Consider the following 13922-nt stretch of genomic DNA (forward strand, 5'->3'; position numbering starts at 1 on the left):
TAATTCTATTTAAATTATGCAAATATTATATTGTTTAATACGTTTAATAATACTCAATCATATTGTTTTTAATATATAATTAGTAAAAACATAAAAAATGAACCTAAACATTAATAAGTATCTTTTTTCATTTATCATTACTGGCTTAATATTTATTCTTATTCCTTCAACTACATACGCAAAAGATGTTAGCAATATAAACAGATTTGTTGGTGTTACTCAACAAAAGACAATTATCAATTACGAAAAAAGTCAGCCATCATCTATTGACAACCCGGTAATAGATCCGAATTTTAACACTATGAGATCCAAAGATACTGAGAGTTCAACAGCTACTTATATAGTTATTGCATTATTAATTGCTGCCACGATTATTCCTTTAGCAACATGGTGGTATTTCTCTAAATAATAGAGAATTTATGAATTCCAAGGATTTAAATATTAAAGATTATTTATCTCATATTATTTTTATTACAGGAGGAACAAAGAGTGGTAAAAGTGAATTCGCAGAGCATCTAGCAAAGGAAGTAAAAAAATTATCATATGTTGCCTTATCTGAAAACAATATTGATGATAAAGAATGGCAAGAAAAAATTAATATACATAGAAACAGAAGGCCGAAATATTGGAAGTTAATTGAAACCACAGATCTATTAAATACATTAAGCAAAGAAGATGGTCCATTATTAATAGACTCGATTGGTGGATTTGTTATGGAAAATATTGGAAAAGAACATAATGAATGGTCAACAAAGATGTATTCTCTTATAAATCTTTTAATAAAAAGAAAAAGCATAACATTTATTGTTGGAGAACAAGTAGGTTGGAGTTTGGTCTCTGAATATAAAATTGGTAATACTTATATTGAAAGAATCGGCGAACTTCAAAAGAGAATAACCAAAATATCCAAAGATAATTGGCTGGCAATAAATGGCAGAGCAATCAAAATAGATGATATAAGTTTAGAAATACCTGCTTAAAATTGGAAGTCACTCTATTTGAACCTAGAATCCCTCAAAATACTGGTAATATTGCCAGATCATGTGCTGCATTTAATATACCTTTAAATCTTATAGAGCCCTTAGGTTTTAAACTAGAAGATAAATATTTAAAAAGAGCAGGATTAGACTATTGGCCTCTAGTTACTGTTAATAAGTATGCAAATTTTAAAAAATTTTTAGCTTCAAAACAAACTAAAAGAATAATTTCTTTTAGTAAAAAGAATGGAATATATTTGAAAGACTTTAAATTTCAGGAAGATGATGTTTTGCTATTTGGGAGAGAAGATTCAGGATTGCCAGATTTAATTATTGATAATAGTGACTATTTAATATCAATATTTATGCCAAATTTACAAACTGAAAACAATGATCAGAAAGGTGTTAGGAGTCTAAATCTTTCTGTAGCATGCGGTATTGCTATATATGAGGCTCATAAACAAATAAATTCTCAAAATGGTAATTAAGTACAAGCAATGTCTTACAATATTCCCATGTCTCGGTAGCTCAGCTGGTTAGAGCGGCGGATTCATAGCCCGCAGGTCGCGTGTTCAAGTCACGCTCGAGACATTATCAATACTTTTCGATTAAAGATGTTAGGTGAAATTTCTAACCTACAATAACTAATACACACAAATATGTATAATTCACCCCTTACAGTATTAGATAATAAGAAATCTAAAGTAAAATATCCAGAAGCGAGGGTAATAGTTCTTGATGATAGTTTTAATACTTTTCAACATGTCGCAAATTGTCTTCTGATAATCATCCCAGGTATGAGTGAAAATAGGGCATGGGATCTAACCATTAAAGTAGACAATACAGGTTCAGCAGAAGTATGGAGAGGAAATCTTGAACAGGCAGAGCTATATCATGAGCAACTTGTCAGCAAAGGTTTAACTATGGCTCCAATTGACAAAACATAAAAATAATTAAAATTGACAGAGAATTTTTGGCTTATATATTCGAACAGTTCAAGGATTAATAAATATGCAAAGAATAAGCAAAATAAAGATAAATTTTTTGAGTACATGTATATTGTATTTATATTTTTTTGTTGCTATTTTTTTAAAGCGGGCTAAGGTTCATATCTCCACGAGGATTTAGTCCGCTAAATTTTAAAGATTCTATTAATCTTAGGGTCCCTTATTAAGGAATTGATTAAAAATAGTTTCATAAATATTTATTATTGTTTAATTTCTGTATGACTTTGAAGGGCAATTCATATAAATGATATAAGTGTGACACTAGTTATTCAAAAATATTGTTATTTTGCTTCATAACTTTTTTAAAATACTTAAACTCTATAAATTCATGCATCATTTTGATATCATCAGAAAATTCTTTTTTATTAACTGTATAATCGCTACAATTACCTGGGGATTTATTATTTTTAGATAATTGTTCTTCTCCAAATGAAAAATTGATGTAATTTGATTTATCATTTCTATTGTTAGTAAAAGAGTCGCTTAATACTCCTCTAGACCTTAATGCTTCTTCAACCAATAATCCCGTAACTTTTGACTGACTAAATTCATTAGCTGTGCACAATTTTTCAATAATTTCGTGAACTTCTTCACTTGGCAAAAAGCCAATTCTTTTCCTCTGAGAGGGCATAATTAGACTAAAATTAGTGTCACACTTGCACATTACAAGTGTTGCACTATATTTAAATTAAGTCAACTAATCTTTGTTATGCATATTTTAATATTTCCTGCCGGATTTATTCTTTGGTATTTAGCCTATGAAGCAAAACCTATCATTAATGATGAAGTAACACTTTATTGGGAAGAGAAAAACACAAATAAAAGAAATAAACTTTTAAATATTCTTAACGAAAGCTTTTAAAACTTATTATCAACAAATTTAGACCATTCCTTGTGCTTATAATCTAGATCTGAGATTAATTGTTTTTGATAAGTATATTTGAGTTGATTTTCGTTAAGAGATTTTTTTGTGATAATCATCTCTTTAGAGAAAAAATCCGGATTGTTAGTACTACCAATTTTTTTTTTGATATCCATTAAATTTATTCAAACTATTAGTTTTATATGATTTAACAGCCTTAAGTCTTTATATTTTTATATTTTTTTTATATTTCCTTAATATACATTTTTTGGCATGTTTGTAAAAAATATAAATTTATTAAATAAAAAAGGCTATATTAAGGAAAATATATACCTTACTATGAATCTTAAGGAGAGGGGAATTACTATTGGAGATTTACTAATTATATTAATAATAATCATCACTTCTACAATATTAATTAAATCATTTAACAAGGATAAGAAAACAACACTTAATTATAGTAATCAAGTGAGAGTATCTTATAAGAAACCTTATTATCAAAAATTCATTTGAACAAATTATATATAAATTTTTGAAAACTCTTAATTAAATTATTTAACTATTTTTTATCTCTTATTTAAATTTCAATTATAAATATATATATCTAGCATTTAGTTTATATATTAAGTATTTTGATGAAATGATTTAGAACTTTCCCATTCTAAATTATCTTTTAAATCATTGATATCATTTGATAGAGATACTAAATTCACCATTTGAAGAGTTTGAATTTTATTGAGCCTGTCAATAGCAATAAGTTTATTAAGCATTTCTAAAACAGATTTATCATTGATATTCATTGTTTCTATAGACAAAAATACTATGATCATTTAATGAAACTACTCTAACTTACAATTTTAAAAATTACTCCTAAAATTTTTAACATATTTTTATTGCTAAAATATAAAAAATATTTATAAATTCTTCAGATATAAGACTTATACTGTTATTTAAAATTCATAAGCTCACTTTTTTATAAATTCGTTTATTGTAGAAAAAAAAAAAAAAAAAAATGAAAAAAGAATCTAGAAAAGAATATCTTAATAGAGATGAAGTGAATGAAATGATAGAATCAGCTATTAGAAGACATAATAGAAGATCCACAATAATATCAAGTTTACTTGGCTGGATCCTTATAGGGGGTTACTCATTTGGTCTTTTTCAAGCAGTTCAAAACGCCTAATCGAGATCTCCCATAAAGGAGCGCGAGCTAGATGATAGATTAATACAATATTTAGTATTTATTATGAGGGAATATATTGAGGCAAATCTTAAAGTAATTAGAAAATACTTAAAAAAACGAAAAAAGTCTACATCAAAATTAAATAATGAATCGATAATGGAAGAATTCAAAGAATGGAGCAAAGATCCATTACCGGAAACAGAATCAATATGGACTTTACCTGACTTAACAAGAAATGAAAGACTAAAAAATTTTTGTCGCTCAATTAAAAAGGAAATAAGATAAGTTTTTAACTACCTAGTTGTATATGATTTACCTTTAAGTAAAAATAACCCGCAAATCCTACTATATTTAATAATATAACGAAAATCCAAGCTCCAATTGGCTGATTAGGTTCAAATTTTTTTATTTTAACTTTATTCTTTAGTCTTTCAATATATTTAGCCATAATTAAAATTACTTATAAGAATAATTTTTATTATTATAGAGAGTTAAATTTAAAGGAATCTTAAATAAAAAAAAATTTACTTTAATTCAAATTTATTTTTCAAGCCTATTAATGGGATATTTAATCAACTCCTTTTTGAGATTTTTTAAAAGTTTATTATGATTCAAAATAGAAAACTTTCTTGTAAAGGAATAATGCCATTTCATTGAATTTGAAAAAAACTTGCTAATTTATTGTCAATAAAATTATAATACTTATTAAGGTCTTATAGACCATACATAATTCAAATAAGGACAAATTATTCAATGAGCTTAAGAGTTGGACAAGAAGCACCAGATTTCACTGCTACAGCAGTATACGATCAAGAGTTTAAGGAAATTACACTTTCAGGTCTAAGAGGTAAGTGGGTTGTTTTATTCTTTTACCCATTAGACTTTACATTTGTATGTCCAACTGAGATCACAGCATTTAGTGATAGATATCAAGATTTCTCATCAATTGATGCGGAAATACTTGGTGTATCAGTTGATAGCAAACACTGTCATTTAGCTTGGATACAAACTCCGAGAAATGAGGGTGGAATAGGTGATATTAACTACCCATTAGTTTCTGATTTAAAAAGAGAAATTTGCCAGGCATATAACGTTTTAAATGATGATGGTGAAGCAGATAGAGGTTTATTTCTCATCAATCCTGAAGGAATAGTTATGCATACGACTGTTAACAAAGCTCCTGTAGGTAGAAATGTTGATGAAACATTAAGAATCCTTCAAGGCTATCAATACGTCGCTGCAAACCCCGATGAAGTATGTCCTGCAAACTGGACCCCCGGGGAGAAGACAATGTTAGAGGACCCTAAAGGTAGTAAAGAATATTTTTCTGCGCTATAGAAGGATTAGAAACTTTTAGGTAAGTATTGAGTAGTAAATAATTATAAAAAAATAAAAAATAACCATATTCAAAAGGGGGATAATATCCCCATTTTGAGGCGTGCGTACAATCCAATCGCTTAAATTAGTTTTATATGATAAAAAAGACCACGTAAAATATGAAATTTCTATAGCGATTAAGATAAAAACATTAATTAAATTTAAGTCATTTAAACGAAAATATCTATATATATGAAACTGATCATCAACATTAATATTATTTATTTGAAGATGCCAAAGGTAAAAAGAAATCAAAATATAATTTACCAATATTAATTTTTTAAATAAAAGCCTTGATTTCTTAAATATTAATAAAATAGAATTTAAAAGTATGAATAAACTAAACTGAAAAATATCTGGTTTTGGTAAATTATTTCCTTTAAGAAATAAATTACATATAATATCAAAATTTATATATATATAATCAGATATAAAGAACGAAAGAAATATCAAATTTATTACTACTAATAATAATAATCCTTTACCTTTAATTTCATTATTATAGATTTTTTTATTATTAAAATTATAATATGTATAGTTTCTTAAAGAGTTAAAACATACAAAAGAGGGGCATATTGTACCGCTCAAATAATAAAGAATTGAATAAAAGGAAAAATCATTAATATTGAATAAATACAAATTAAACCATTGTTTTTGTACAAATGGAAGAATAAGCAAGAATAAAAGTGATACTAATAACTTCGTTGAATTGTTTTTAATTATCAAGAAAATATTATATTTTTTATGTAATTTATAACAATTAAATCAAACTTTCAACAATTTAGAAGTTGTTAATTTAAAAACTTTTTTATCTATAGTTTCTTGAATTAAAAGTATATCAACTAATTTATCTAGTAAGACTCTATTTTTCTTCAAAATTTCTATTGAATTATTTAATGAATTTTTAGAAATTTTTATAATTTCATTATCTATTCTAGAACAAGTATTTTCTGCTATGAGAGGCTTTCTTGTAAATAATCCATCTCCCAAAAACAATTCATTATTATCAGAGTCCATTGAAATTGGACCAATAATTGAAAATCCATATTTTGTAACCATTTCTCTTACGATATTCGTCGCATAAGAGATATCATTTATGGAGCATTGTGTAATTTCACTTTCACCAAAAACTATCGTTTCTGCGGCTCTTCCTGCTAGAGCGATTTCAATTTTCGAAAATAATAATTTTTTTGAAATCAAGCCACTAGAAATTACATCTTCGTCAGGGCACATTTTTGTATATCCTCCTAGAGATCCAGATCTAGGTAAAATTGTTATTTTATCAACTGATTCAATTCCATTTCTCACAGCAGAAACAATTGCTCTGCCTACTTCGTTATAAGCAATAATTTTCTTCATATTTGAAGAACTTGTTAAAGAACTTCTCAGGCCAATTGTAATTTTATCAAGAGCATTTTCTATATGAAGATCACTGATTAATTTTGATTCATCTCTTGCACAATGAATAGCACTCTCGTTCATCAAATTTGCAAGATCTGCTCCAGAAAATCCAACTGTTCTTGAAGCCCAATATCCTAAGTCAACTTCCTTTGAAAGTGGTTTTGGAAGTGAATGAACTGAAAGAATTTTTTTTCTTCCATCTAAATCTGGGAGCATAACTTCTATTTTCCTATCAAATCTTCCTGGTCTTAATAATGCTGCATCCAAAATATCTGGTCTATTTGTTGCGGCTAAAACAATAATCCCTGAATTATCGGCAAAACCATCCAACTCAGTTAGAAGCTGATTAAGGGTTTGTTCTCTTTCATCATTTCCACCTCCAATCCCAGATCCTCTTTGCCTACCAATAGAATCAATTTCATCAATAAAAATTATGCAAGGAGATTTTTCTTTAGCCTTAAAAAATAACTCCCGGACTCGGCTTGCGCCAACACCAACAAAAAGTTCTACAAATTCTGATGCCGATATTGAGAGAAAAGGAACTCCTGATTCACCGGCAATTGCTTTAGCCAATAATGTTTTACCTGTTCCAGGAGGGCCAATTAAAAGTACTCCCTTAGGAACTTTTGCTCCTAAATTTTCAAATTTTTTTGGTTCTTTCAAAAAAGTTATTACCTCTTTTAATTCCTCCGCGGCTTCAGGAACACCAGCTACATCATCGAATCTCGTGTCAACATCATCAATAGTTAGAAATTTAGCTTTATTTTTGGTAAAACCAAAGGCTCTAGAAGCTAATTTTGATGTACTCCTCAAGATTAGGACTATAGCTAATATAAAAATCAGGAAAAGACTGATTGAAGCAAATGAATTAGCAGCTGAGGCTTCTTTTCTACTATTATTAACTGTAAGTTCAACTTTATTTTCAGTAGCCTTTTCTAGGATTAATTGATCGTTGTAAAGGATAGGTATTTTAAATTTGTCGCCATTTTTATACAGAACATCAATTTCTCTTTGTCTAGGATAGAAAAATATTGATTCTATTTTTCCCGCCTCTATATCCTCTAGAAGATCTGAATAACTTGATCTAGAATTTGAATATGAGAATTTTGATCTAAACACTAATCTCTATAAGTGATTAATAAAGCATATATGCTTATTTGAAAAATTGACGTATATAAACAAAATATACTCAAAAGTTTGGGAGATAACCAGTTAAAGGTTATATTAATATATGGAAATAAAGAAACAGAATGGCTGTACCAAAGAAGAAAAAATCAAAGAGCAAAAGGAACCATAGGCACGCTGTCTGGAAAGGAAAAGCAGCAATAGCAGCTCAAAAAGCAATATCTTTAGGTAAATCAGTTTTAACTGGTAAAGCCCAAGGATTTGTTTATCCTATTGAAGAAGAAGAAGAAGAATAGCTTTTATGATCCTAATTTAAATGCCTCAAGTATAACGGCATAAATTGCACCGATTCTTAATTTATCAATTACGGACCATACATCATAAAATTTTGAACTTGAGGAAGGCTTGATTCTTATAATAATTTCAATAAAAACGATAATTATTGGAACCATTATTAACTCATTTTTACCTTCAGATATAAATTTTGTAAGAAAATTTGCGAACAAAAAATAACCTGTCAATACTGAAATTAGACTAATAGATTTTGACCTCCAAGTATCACTTAGAAAACCAAAAAGTAAATTATTTAATTTGTAGGTAATTCTTGAAAAATTAGTTTTTTGCATTATTAACAGTCATTAAATAATCACTTAGGAAGCTATGGTCAACATATGATTTTTTTAGTTTAGGACCTTTGATTACGTTTGCCACATTATTATCATCACCAAGACTGTTTAAAATACAATCTAATTTAATATTTTCATCAAGAACTATTGGGATATTTGAAGGAACAAAAATTGTCGGTAAATTAGCTGCTAAGGAAGATTTCAATCCTGGATTAGAGTCTTCGAAAACTATTGAGTTATTTTCTTTTATACCACTTAATTGAATTGCCTTAAAATAAGGTAATGGATTTGGTTTCTTTAATTCAACATCTTCACTTGAAATAATGAACTCAAAGGGATTGAAGCCATTAAATAGATATTCAAGAAGTAAATCAACTTGTTTTCTTGAACTTGAAGTAACAATAAATTGTCTTACTTTTTTTCTATGTAATTCCTTTATTAATCTAAAAACACCAGTTTTAAATTCAACGCAATTTTTTTTTATTATTTCTAGATAATGAAACTGTTTTCTTTCATGAATTTTGAAAATCAAATCTTCAGAAAAGTTATCATTATTTGATTTAGAGTAGTAAGCAATCCTATTTTTGCCCCCATTTATTTTCAGAAGTTCTATGTATTTTTTTGCGTCCCAATTCCAATTAATAGAAAGGTCTTTAAAGGCATTATTAAAAGCAGGTAAATGAGCCTCTAATTCAGTATTTGCGATAGTACCATCTAAATCCCAATAAACACCCTCGAGATTAGTATTCACAAAGGAGATTATTTATTTTTAAAAAATACTAGAGCAATTATTGCTGGTCCTGATAGCGCAACTACGCCTAATACAATAAGATTTGCCATGATAATGAATATGTTTTGTGATACTATTTTTACAAATAAATGATAGAACTGTACTGATACGTTACAAGATTGAATTAAATTATGAAATCATGGACATGTATAGAAAATTGCGGAGCTTGTTGTAAATTCAACTTGAACGAAAGAACTGAAATAACTGACAAACTTAACAAAGAAGATATAGAATTAATAAATTCAATGACAGCTAAAGACGGATGGTGTAAAAATTTAGATAGAGAAAATAAAAAATGCTTAATTTATGAAACAAGACCTCACTTTTGCCGTGTAAATGAATTTTCAACTTCTTTTGAAGGATATTTTAAATATGGAGATAAATTTCTTATAGATTGCTGTAAACAGCATATTTCCTCAAATTATGGATACAAAAGTAAAGAGATGAAAAATTTTAAAAAGGCAGTTTCAGAAAAATGAACAGTAAATTAGAAAATAAGGAGAACAATATAGAAAAAAGTTTCTTATCTATATTTATTACAACTTTTACAACAATTTTTATTGCTGAACTTGGAGATAAAACCCAGATAGCAACACTAATGCTTTCTGCTGAATCGGGGAAGCCAATAATTGTTTTTCTTGGAAGTTCTCTTGCTTTAATAAGTTCTAGTGTAGTAGGAGTTCTTATTGGTAAATGGTTATCTAAAAAAATATCTCCAAGTAAATTTGCTTTATTTACAGGTGCTTTAATGATAATAATAAGTTTATTTTTATCCTATGAAACTCTCAAAAATTATTTATAAATGGTTTTAAGTTTATTACTGTCAACATTTTTAACCGTTTTTATAGCTGAATTAGGTGACAAAACCCAACTGGCTACTTTAACTATAAGCGGCACTTCAAATAAACCATTAGCAGTTTTTTTAGGATCCTCATCTGCACTTGTCTTTGCAAGTTTATTAGGAGCATTGACTGGTGGTTCTATTTCTAGTTTTTTACCCGAAGTAGTTCTTAAATCAATAGCCTCCATAACATTTTTTATTATTGGTATAAGGCTTTTTGTAAATTCATTCTCTATGGATAAACAAGAAAAAGAAGACAATTAAAATAATTAGTTTTAAGCTTGGATAAAAGGTGTAATAATGAAGTATATACAACTTAAATAATTTATAATTTTTCTATTACTATGTTCTCTACATCTTCTATAATTGATAATCTTAATAATTCAGAAGGGTTAGAATATAAAAAATTATGCCGATCATTAAAAATAACAAAGAAATCTGATAAAGATAAATTAGATATCGCTTTAACAGCTCTAGAAAAACTTGAAATAATAAATAAAAATGCAGTTAATGAATATTCCTGCACAAAAGATAGCAATCATATAGTCGCCAAAATAAGATGTAGTAGCAAAGGTTATTGCTTTGCAGTGAGGGAAAAAAACAAAGAAGATATCTACATTAAAGAAAATCTACTTAATTATGCATGGAATGGAGATAAAGTTTTAGTAAGGATAATAAAAGAGGGTTACAGAAGAAGATCACCTGAGGGAATAGTTGACTGTATTCTTGAAAGATCAAATCAAATACTTCTTTCTAAAGTTGAAGAAATAAACAATGATATATATGCTATTCCTATCGACGACAGGATACTTTCTAAAATAAAACTTCCAAAAGAGGATAAGAAATACACTTACAAACCAGAAAATAAGAATATAGTTAAAGTTGAGATTGATCGATTTCCCATAGGTCAAGAAGAAGGTTTAGGCCATGTTATACAAGAACTAGAATTAAATAATAATGAGGAATTAGATACAGATTTTGTTTTATCTAAAAGCAATATCGTCGAATTAGACAATGAAAATCTTGTTAAATCTAAGAAGATAGAAAAAAGGGAAAGAATAGACTTAACAGATAAAAACTCTTATTTATTCAAAAGTTGGAAGTCTGATAATTCTCCAATGCTCCCAATAATTCAAATAGAGCAGGAAAAAAATAAAAATACTAAACTTTGGATACATACAAATAATCTTGCAGAAATAGTAGAACTAAATAATAAAAAGGCCTTAGAAATACTTAATAGCTTTGAATCATTACCCTTATTGAATAATTGGAAACCCTACCATAGTGAATCCATAAGAAATACTTCTGAATTTAAATTAGGTGAAAAGAATGAAGCAATAAGCCTATGCTTGCATTTAGATAGCGATAATGAAATAACTAAATGGTCATTTCATCTTACTTTAGTAAAATGCACTCTAATTATTGGAAGTGATCATACTGACGCCCTTCTATCAAGAAAAAGTAAAACTAGAATAACCTCAAGGTTACTCAAACCAATAAAGCAATATATCGAAGATGTGGATAAAATACTTGAAATTTCTACTTCATTCAGACAAAGACATCTCTTGGAAGGTAAAGTTGAAATCCCTGCGCCACATAATAAAATTGAATCCTTAGACGAATTTTTTATTCACAACCCTGCTGAAAATTCAAAAGGATATTTTGAACCATTAAAAAAAGAAGATTGCCAAACATACCTTTCTCCAATACTACATGAAGCGAATTTAATATGGTTCAAACATTCAAATCAACTTGGCTTAAAAAGTGCAGGTTACTTTTCAAAGGGAATAGATTACATTAATGCAAATGAACTCATCAAATATTCAGAATTTGTTGATAATGAAGTAGAGCTTAATGAAGATGGTAATTTATCATTTAGTCAAATAATTAAGTTATGCGGCGATGATAATAAAAAAAGAATCTTACATAAACTTTTAATTAATGAATTTAAGGAAAATGAAGTAAACCTGATTTCTAATAATGCAGATAACAATGAATCAGAAAAACTATATATTTCGCCATGGACAATTCCTGGATATGACTTCACAAATCTTATTAACCAGTACTGTATTTTTAATATGATAATAAATGGTAAGAAATCAAAGAAAAATAATATTAATGAAATAAACATATTGGAAAGTGATTCGTTAAATTTAATAGATTGGGATATATTTAATTCGTCAATTATAAAGAATATAGATACATTATTTAATAAATTTATAATAGATAAACTTAATGAATATAAGTGCAAAATAAACCAATATAAATTAAATATGATAAGTATAAAAAAAGTAAGAAAGGCTGAGAATTTATTAGGCAATATTTACAATGGGTTTATATTGTCAGTTCAAAGTTATGGTTTCTTTGTTGAGATATCAGATCTAAATGTGGAAGGTCTTGTCCACGTCAGCACCCTTAATAATGATTGGTATGAATATAGATCAAGACAAAATTTATTGATTGGTAGGAAATCTAAGAAATCATATAAAGTTGGAGATGAAATAGAAGTTAAAATTATAAAAGTTGATATTCTTAAATATCAAATTGATTTAGAGTTAACATAATTAAATTGTCAAAAATATATTATGGAAAAAAGAAAAAGAAAATTTATATATAACTTTTATAATGATATTTAGGAAAAAATTTTTATTATTAACTCTTTTCTTAATAATAATAATTCAAACTTTACTATATACAAATAATAATCAGAAGTCTTCATTTCGATTCTTTAAATGGACTGCCAAAGAAGTAACTATAGGTAGGATAATCAGCATTTCGTTTTTTTCTGGTTTATTTATAAGCACATTATTAAATACTTCAGTTACTACTATTAAAAGAAATAATTTCAAAAATATAGAAGAAAATTATGAACCTCAAAATCTTGAAGAAGATAACAGATCAAATATTGATATCCCTCCTCAAAGGGATATCAGAGATGCTCAACCTACAATATCTGTTAATTATAGAGTAGTTAAAAATACAGATGAAAATTATTTGAATAGAGAGCAAAATTATTCAAATAATCCTGATAATAAAGATGATTGGGAAAATGATGACAATGATTGGTAGAAAACTAGATAATTTAATTTATAAATAATGCTTTTTTTACTTATAATGAAATATACGTAGGATTTATTTTATGGAAGAAAATTTAGAACCAAATAGTGAAGTTAATAATGAAACAACAAACATTCCTAATAAATCCAACACGGAAGAAACAAAAGAACCTAAATCAGAAAAAGTTTTAAATATGAGTGAAAATAATGCGAATTCACCAAATAATTCTGTTCAAAAAGTTGATATGAAAAAAGAAAACGTTATACCTGCTAAATCCATTTCTAAACCCCAAAAAGAACTCCCTATAGAGAAAAAGCCATTCCAAGAATTTATAAATATTCATTTGATTCCAGAATTAATTGACGAAATTAATCAAAGAGGCTTAGAAATAAAAAATATTAACCTCAAAAAGACTACTAGACCAATTGCTGGTGATAAATGTTGGGTAATAAATTGTGAAATTAAGGATACTTGTGACTTTTGGTTATCTTTTGAGAAGGAGGACATAAGTTCATTAAAAAGTATTTCCTTATCCAAACCAAAACAAAAACCTAGCATTATTGAATCATTTCTAATTGATGAAAAAAGAATAACCCTTAAATTAATCATTTCAAGACTACTGCAGAGATTAAACGGGCAAAAATTATTAGGAGTTAATTAAAAAAACAATAACACC

20 protein-coding genes and 1 tRNA gene are annotated in these 13922 nt (G+C 27.4%); 16 read left to right on the forward strand and 5 right to left on the reverse strand.

Annotated elements, in window-relative coordinates; translation table 11 throughout:
• The first annotated feature begins 97 nt into the window (after nt 1-97).
• From PMT9312_RS04790 to clpS, 5 genes are all read left to right on the forward strand, one after another.
• On the forward strand, nt 98-409 hold the full coding sequence (locus PMT9312_RS04790; RefSeq protein WP_011376489.1) for a hypothetical protein: 312 nt from the start codon (nt 98-100) through the stop codon (nt 407-409).
• Between the two features lie 10 nt (nt 410-419).
• Complete coding sequence (locus PMT9312_RS04795; RefSeq protein ID WP_011376490.1) at nt 420-980, forward strand: bifunctional adenosylcobinamide kinase/adenosylcobinamide-phosphate guanylyltransferase; 561 nt, start codon at nt 420-422, stop codon at nt 978-980.
• Between the two features lie 2 nt (nt 981-982).
• Nucleotides 983-1465 (forward strand): tRNA (cytidine(34)-2'-O)-methyltransferase, encoded by a 483-nt coding sequence (locus tag PMT9312_RS04800; RefSeq protein WP_011376491.1) that lies wholly within the window; start codon nt 983-985, stop codon nt 1463-1465.
• Between the two features lie 29 nt (nt 1466-1494).
• A tRNA-Met gene (locus PMT9312_RS04805) sits at nt 1495-1568 on the forward strand.
• 68 nt (nt 1569-1636) lie between these two features.
• Nucleotides 1637-1924, forward strand: coding sequence for an ATP-dependent Clp protease adapter ClpS (gene clpS / locus PMT9312_RS04810; protein WP_011376492.1), 288 nt, complete (start codon nt 1637-1639; stop codon nt 1922-1924).
• Between the two features lie 325 nt (nt 1925-2249).
• Here the strand turns inward: clpS and PMT9312_RS04815 are convergent, their stop codons facing one another.
• Nucleotides 2250-2615 carry a hypothetical protein gene (locus PMT9312_RS04815; RefSeq protein WP_036924531.1) on the reverse strand — a complete coding sequence of 122 codons (366 nt, stop codon included), beginning with the start codon at nt 2613-2615 and terminating at the stop codon, nt 2250-2252.
• Between the two features lie 78 nt (nt 2616-2693).
• Between PMT9312_RS04815 and PMT9312_RS09760 the strand changes: the two genes are divergently transcribed.
• Nucleotides 2694-2846 carry a hypothetical protein gene (locus tag PMT9312_RS09760; protein ID WP_193741848.1) on the forward strand — a complete coding sequence of 51 codons (153 nt, stop codon included), beginning with the start codon at nt 2694-2696 and terminating at the stop codon, nt 2844-2846.
• A gap of 623 nt (nt 2847-3469) precedes the next feature.
• On the opposite strand, the gene PMT9312_RS09585 is transcribed toward PMT9312_RS09760, so the two are convergent.
• Nucleotides 3470-3676: a hypothetical protein gene (locus PMT9312_RS09585; RefSeq protein ID WP_036924524.1), complete on the reverse strand. Its 207-nt coding sequence runs from the start codon at nt 3674-3676 to the stop codon at nt 3470-3472.
• A 182-nt stretch (nt 3677-3858) separates the two neighbouring features.
• Here PMT9312_RS09585 and PMT9312_RS09765 point away from each other — a divergent pair, with 182 nt between their 5' ends.
• From PMT9312_RS09765 to PMT9312_RS04835, 3 genes are all read left to right on the forward strand, one after another.
• Nucleotides 3859-4029 carry a hypothetical protein gene (locus PMT9312_RS09765; protein ID WP_193741847.1) on the forward strand — a complete coding sequence of 57 codons (171 nt, stop codon included), beginning with the start codon at nt 3859-3861 and terminating at the stop codon, nt 4027-4029.
• A 63-nt stretch (nt 4030-4092) separates the two neighbouring features.
• Nucleotides 4093-4314 carry a hypothetical protein gene (locus PMT9312_RS04830; protein WP_011376495.1) on the forward strand — a complete coding sequence of 74 codons (222 nt, stop codon included), beginning with the start codon at nt 4093-4095 and terminating at the stop codon, nt 4312-4314.
• Between the two features lie 468 nt (nt 4315-4782).
• Entirely contained in the window at nt 4783-5367 is a 585-nt protein-coding gene (locus PMT9312_RS04835; RefSeq protein ID WP_011376496.1) for a peroxiredoxin, read from the forward strand.
• 804 nt (nt 5368-6171) lie between these two features.
• Here PMT9312_RS04835 and ftsH read toward each other — a convergent pair.
• Complete coding sequence (gene ftsH / locus PMT9312_RS04845; protein ID WP_011376498.1) at nt 6172-7926, reverse strand: ATP-dependent zinc metalloprotease FtsH; 1755 nt, start codon at nt 7924-7926, stop codon at nt 6172-6174.
• A gap of 131 nt (nt 7927-8057) precedes the next feature.
• Between ftsH and rpmF the strand changes: the two genes are divergently transcribed.
• A complete protein-coding gene (gene rpmF, locus PMT9312_RS04850) occupies nt 8058-8228 on the forward strand; it encodes a 50S ribosomal protein L32 (protein WP_011376499.1) in 171 nt (56 codons plus the stop codon).
• A gap of 3 nt (nt 8229-8231) precedes the next feature.
• Here rpmF and PMT9312_RS04855 read toward each other — a convergent pair whose 3' ends face one another.
• Nucleotides 8232-8558, reverse strand: coding sequence for a DUF565 domain-containing protein (locus PMT9312_RS04855; RefSeq protein WP_011376500.1), 327 nt, complete (start codon nt 8556-8558; stop codon nt 8232-8234).
• Entirely contained in the window at nt 8545-9309 is a 765-nt protein-coding gene (locus PMT9312_RS04860) for an HAD hydrolase-like protein (protein ID WP_011376501.1), read from the reverse strand. Before PMT9312_RS04860 ends, PMT9312_RS04855 begins: the two co-directional genes overlap by 14 nt.
• A gap of 170 nt (nt 9310-9479) precedes the next feature.
• On the opposite strand from PMT9312_RS04860, the gene PMT9312_RS04865 reads away from it, so the two are divergent.
• The 6 genes from PMT9312_RS04865 to PMT9312_RS04890 all read left to right on the forward strand — a co-directional run bounded on the left by PMT9312_RS04865 (nt 9480) and on the right by PMT9312_RS04890 (nt 13907).
• Entirely contained in the window at nt 9480-9827 is a 348-nt protein-coding gene (locus PMT9312_RS04865) for a YkgJ family cysteine cluster protein (protein WP_011376502.1), read from the forward strand.
• A complete protein-coding gene (locus PMT9312_RS04870) occupies nt 9824-10150 on the forward strand; it encodes a TMEM165/GDT1 family protein (RefSeq protein ID WP_011376503.1) in 327 nt (108 codons plus the stop codon). Before PMT9312_RS04865 ends, PMT9312_RS04870 begins: the two co-directional genes overlap by 4 nt.
• On the forward strand, nt 10151-10453 hold the full coding sequence (locus tag PMT9312_RS09465; RefSeq protein WP_011376504.1) for a TMEM165/GDT1 family protein: 303 nt from the start codon (nt 10151-10153) through the stop codon (nt 10451-10453).
• 80 nt (nt 10454-10533) lie between these two features.
• Complete coding sequence (locus PMT9312_RS04880; protein ID WP_011376505.1) at nt 10534-12753, forward strand: RNB domain-containing ribonuclease; 2220 nt, start codon at nt 10534-10536, stop codon at nt 12751-12753.
• A gap of 61 nt (nt 12754-12814) precedes the next feature.
• The gene (locus tag PMT9312_RS04885; RefSeq protein ID WP_011376506.1) at nt 12815-13258 is read left to right on the forward strand and encodes a hypothetical protein; all 444 of its coding nucleotides are present in this window, start codon (nt 12815-12817) and stop codon (nt 13256-13258) included.
• 70 nt (nt 13259-13328) lie between these two features.
• The gene (locus PMT9312_RS04890) at nt 13329-13907 is read left to right on the forward strand and encodes a DUF2996 domain-containing protein (protein ID WP_011376507.1); all 579 of its coding nucleotides are present in this window, start codon (nt 13329-13331) and stop codon (nt 13905-13907) included.
• Nucleotides 13908-13922 lie beyond the last annotated feature (15 nt).

This window comes from Prochlorococcus marinus str. MIT 9312, assembly GCF_000012645.1.
Classification (GTDB): domain Bacteria; phylum Cyanobacteriota; class Cyanobacteriia; order PCC-6307; family Cyanobiaceae; genus Prochlorococcus_A; species Prochlorococcus_A marinus_L.

Bases quoted from the DNA above. Each gene is read 5' to 3' on its own strand.
- PMT9312_RS04790 (WP_011376489.1), top strand. From the start codon at position 98: ATGAACCTAAACATTAATAAGTATCTTTTTTCATTTATCATTACTGGC.
- PMT9312_RS04795 (WP_011376490.1), top strand. From the start codon at position 420: ATGAATTCCAAGGATTTAAATATTAAAGATTATTTATCTCATATTATT.
- clpS (WP_011376492.1), top strand. From the start codon at position 1,637: ATGTATAATTCACCCCTTACAGTATTAGATAATAAGAAATCTAAAGTA.
- PMT9312_RS04815 (WP_036924531.1), bottom strand. From the start codon at position 2,615: ATGCCCTCTCAGAGGAAAAGAATTGGCTTTTTGCCAAGTGAAGAAGTT.
- PMT9312_RS09760 (WP_193741848.1), top strand. From the start codon at position 2,694: ATGCATATTTTAATATTTCCTGCCGGATTTATTCTTTGGTATTTAGCC.
- PMT9312_RS09585 (WP_036924524.1), bottom strand. From the start codon at position 3,676: ATGATCATAGTATTTTTGTCTATAGAAACAATGAATATCAATGATAAA.
- PMT9312_RS09765 (WP_193741847.1), top strand. From the start codon at position 3,859: ATGAAAAAAGAATCTAGAAAAGAATATCTTAATAGAGATGAAGTGAAT.
- PMT9312_RS04830 (WP_011376495.1), top strand. From the start codon at position 4,093: ATGAGGGAATATATTGAGGCAAATCTTAAAGTAATTAGAAAATACTTA.
- PMT9312_RS04835 (WP_011376496.1), top strand. From the start codon at position 4,783: ATGAGCTTAAGAGTTGGACAAGAAGCACCAGATTTCACTGCTACAGCA.
- rpmF (WP_011376499.1), top strand. From the start codon at position 8,058: ATGGCTGTACCAAAGAAGAAAAAATCAAAGAGCAAAAGGAACCATAGG.
- PMT9312_RS04855 (WP_011376500.1), bottom strand. From the start codon at position 8,558: ATGCAAAAAACTAATTTTTCAAGAATTACCTACAAATTAAATAATTTA.
- PMT9312_RS04865 (WP_011376502.1), top strand. From the start codon at position 9,480: ATGAAATCATGGACATGTATAGAAAATTGCGGAGCTTGTTGTAAATTC.
- PMT9312_RS04870 (WP_011376503.1), top strand. From the start codon at position 9,824: ATGAACAGTAAATTAGAAAATAAGGAGAACAATATAGAAAAAAGTTTC.
- PMT9312_RS09465 (WP_011376504.1), top strand. From the start codon at position 10,151: ATGGTTTTAAGTTTATTACTGTCAACATTTTTAACCGTTTTTATAGCT.
- PMT9312_RS04880 (WP_011376505.1), top strand. From the start codon at position 10,534: ATGTTCTCTACATCTTCTATAATTGATAATCTTAATAATTCAGAAGGG.
- PMT9312_RS04885 (WP_011376506.1), top strand. From the start codon at position 12,815: ATGATATTTAGGAAAAAATTTTTATTATTAACTCTTTTCTTAATAATA.
- PMT9312_RS04890 (WP_011376507.1), top strand. From the start codon at position 13,329: ATGGAAGAAAATTTAGAACCAAATAGTGAAGTTAATAATGAAACAACA.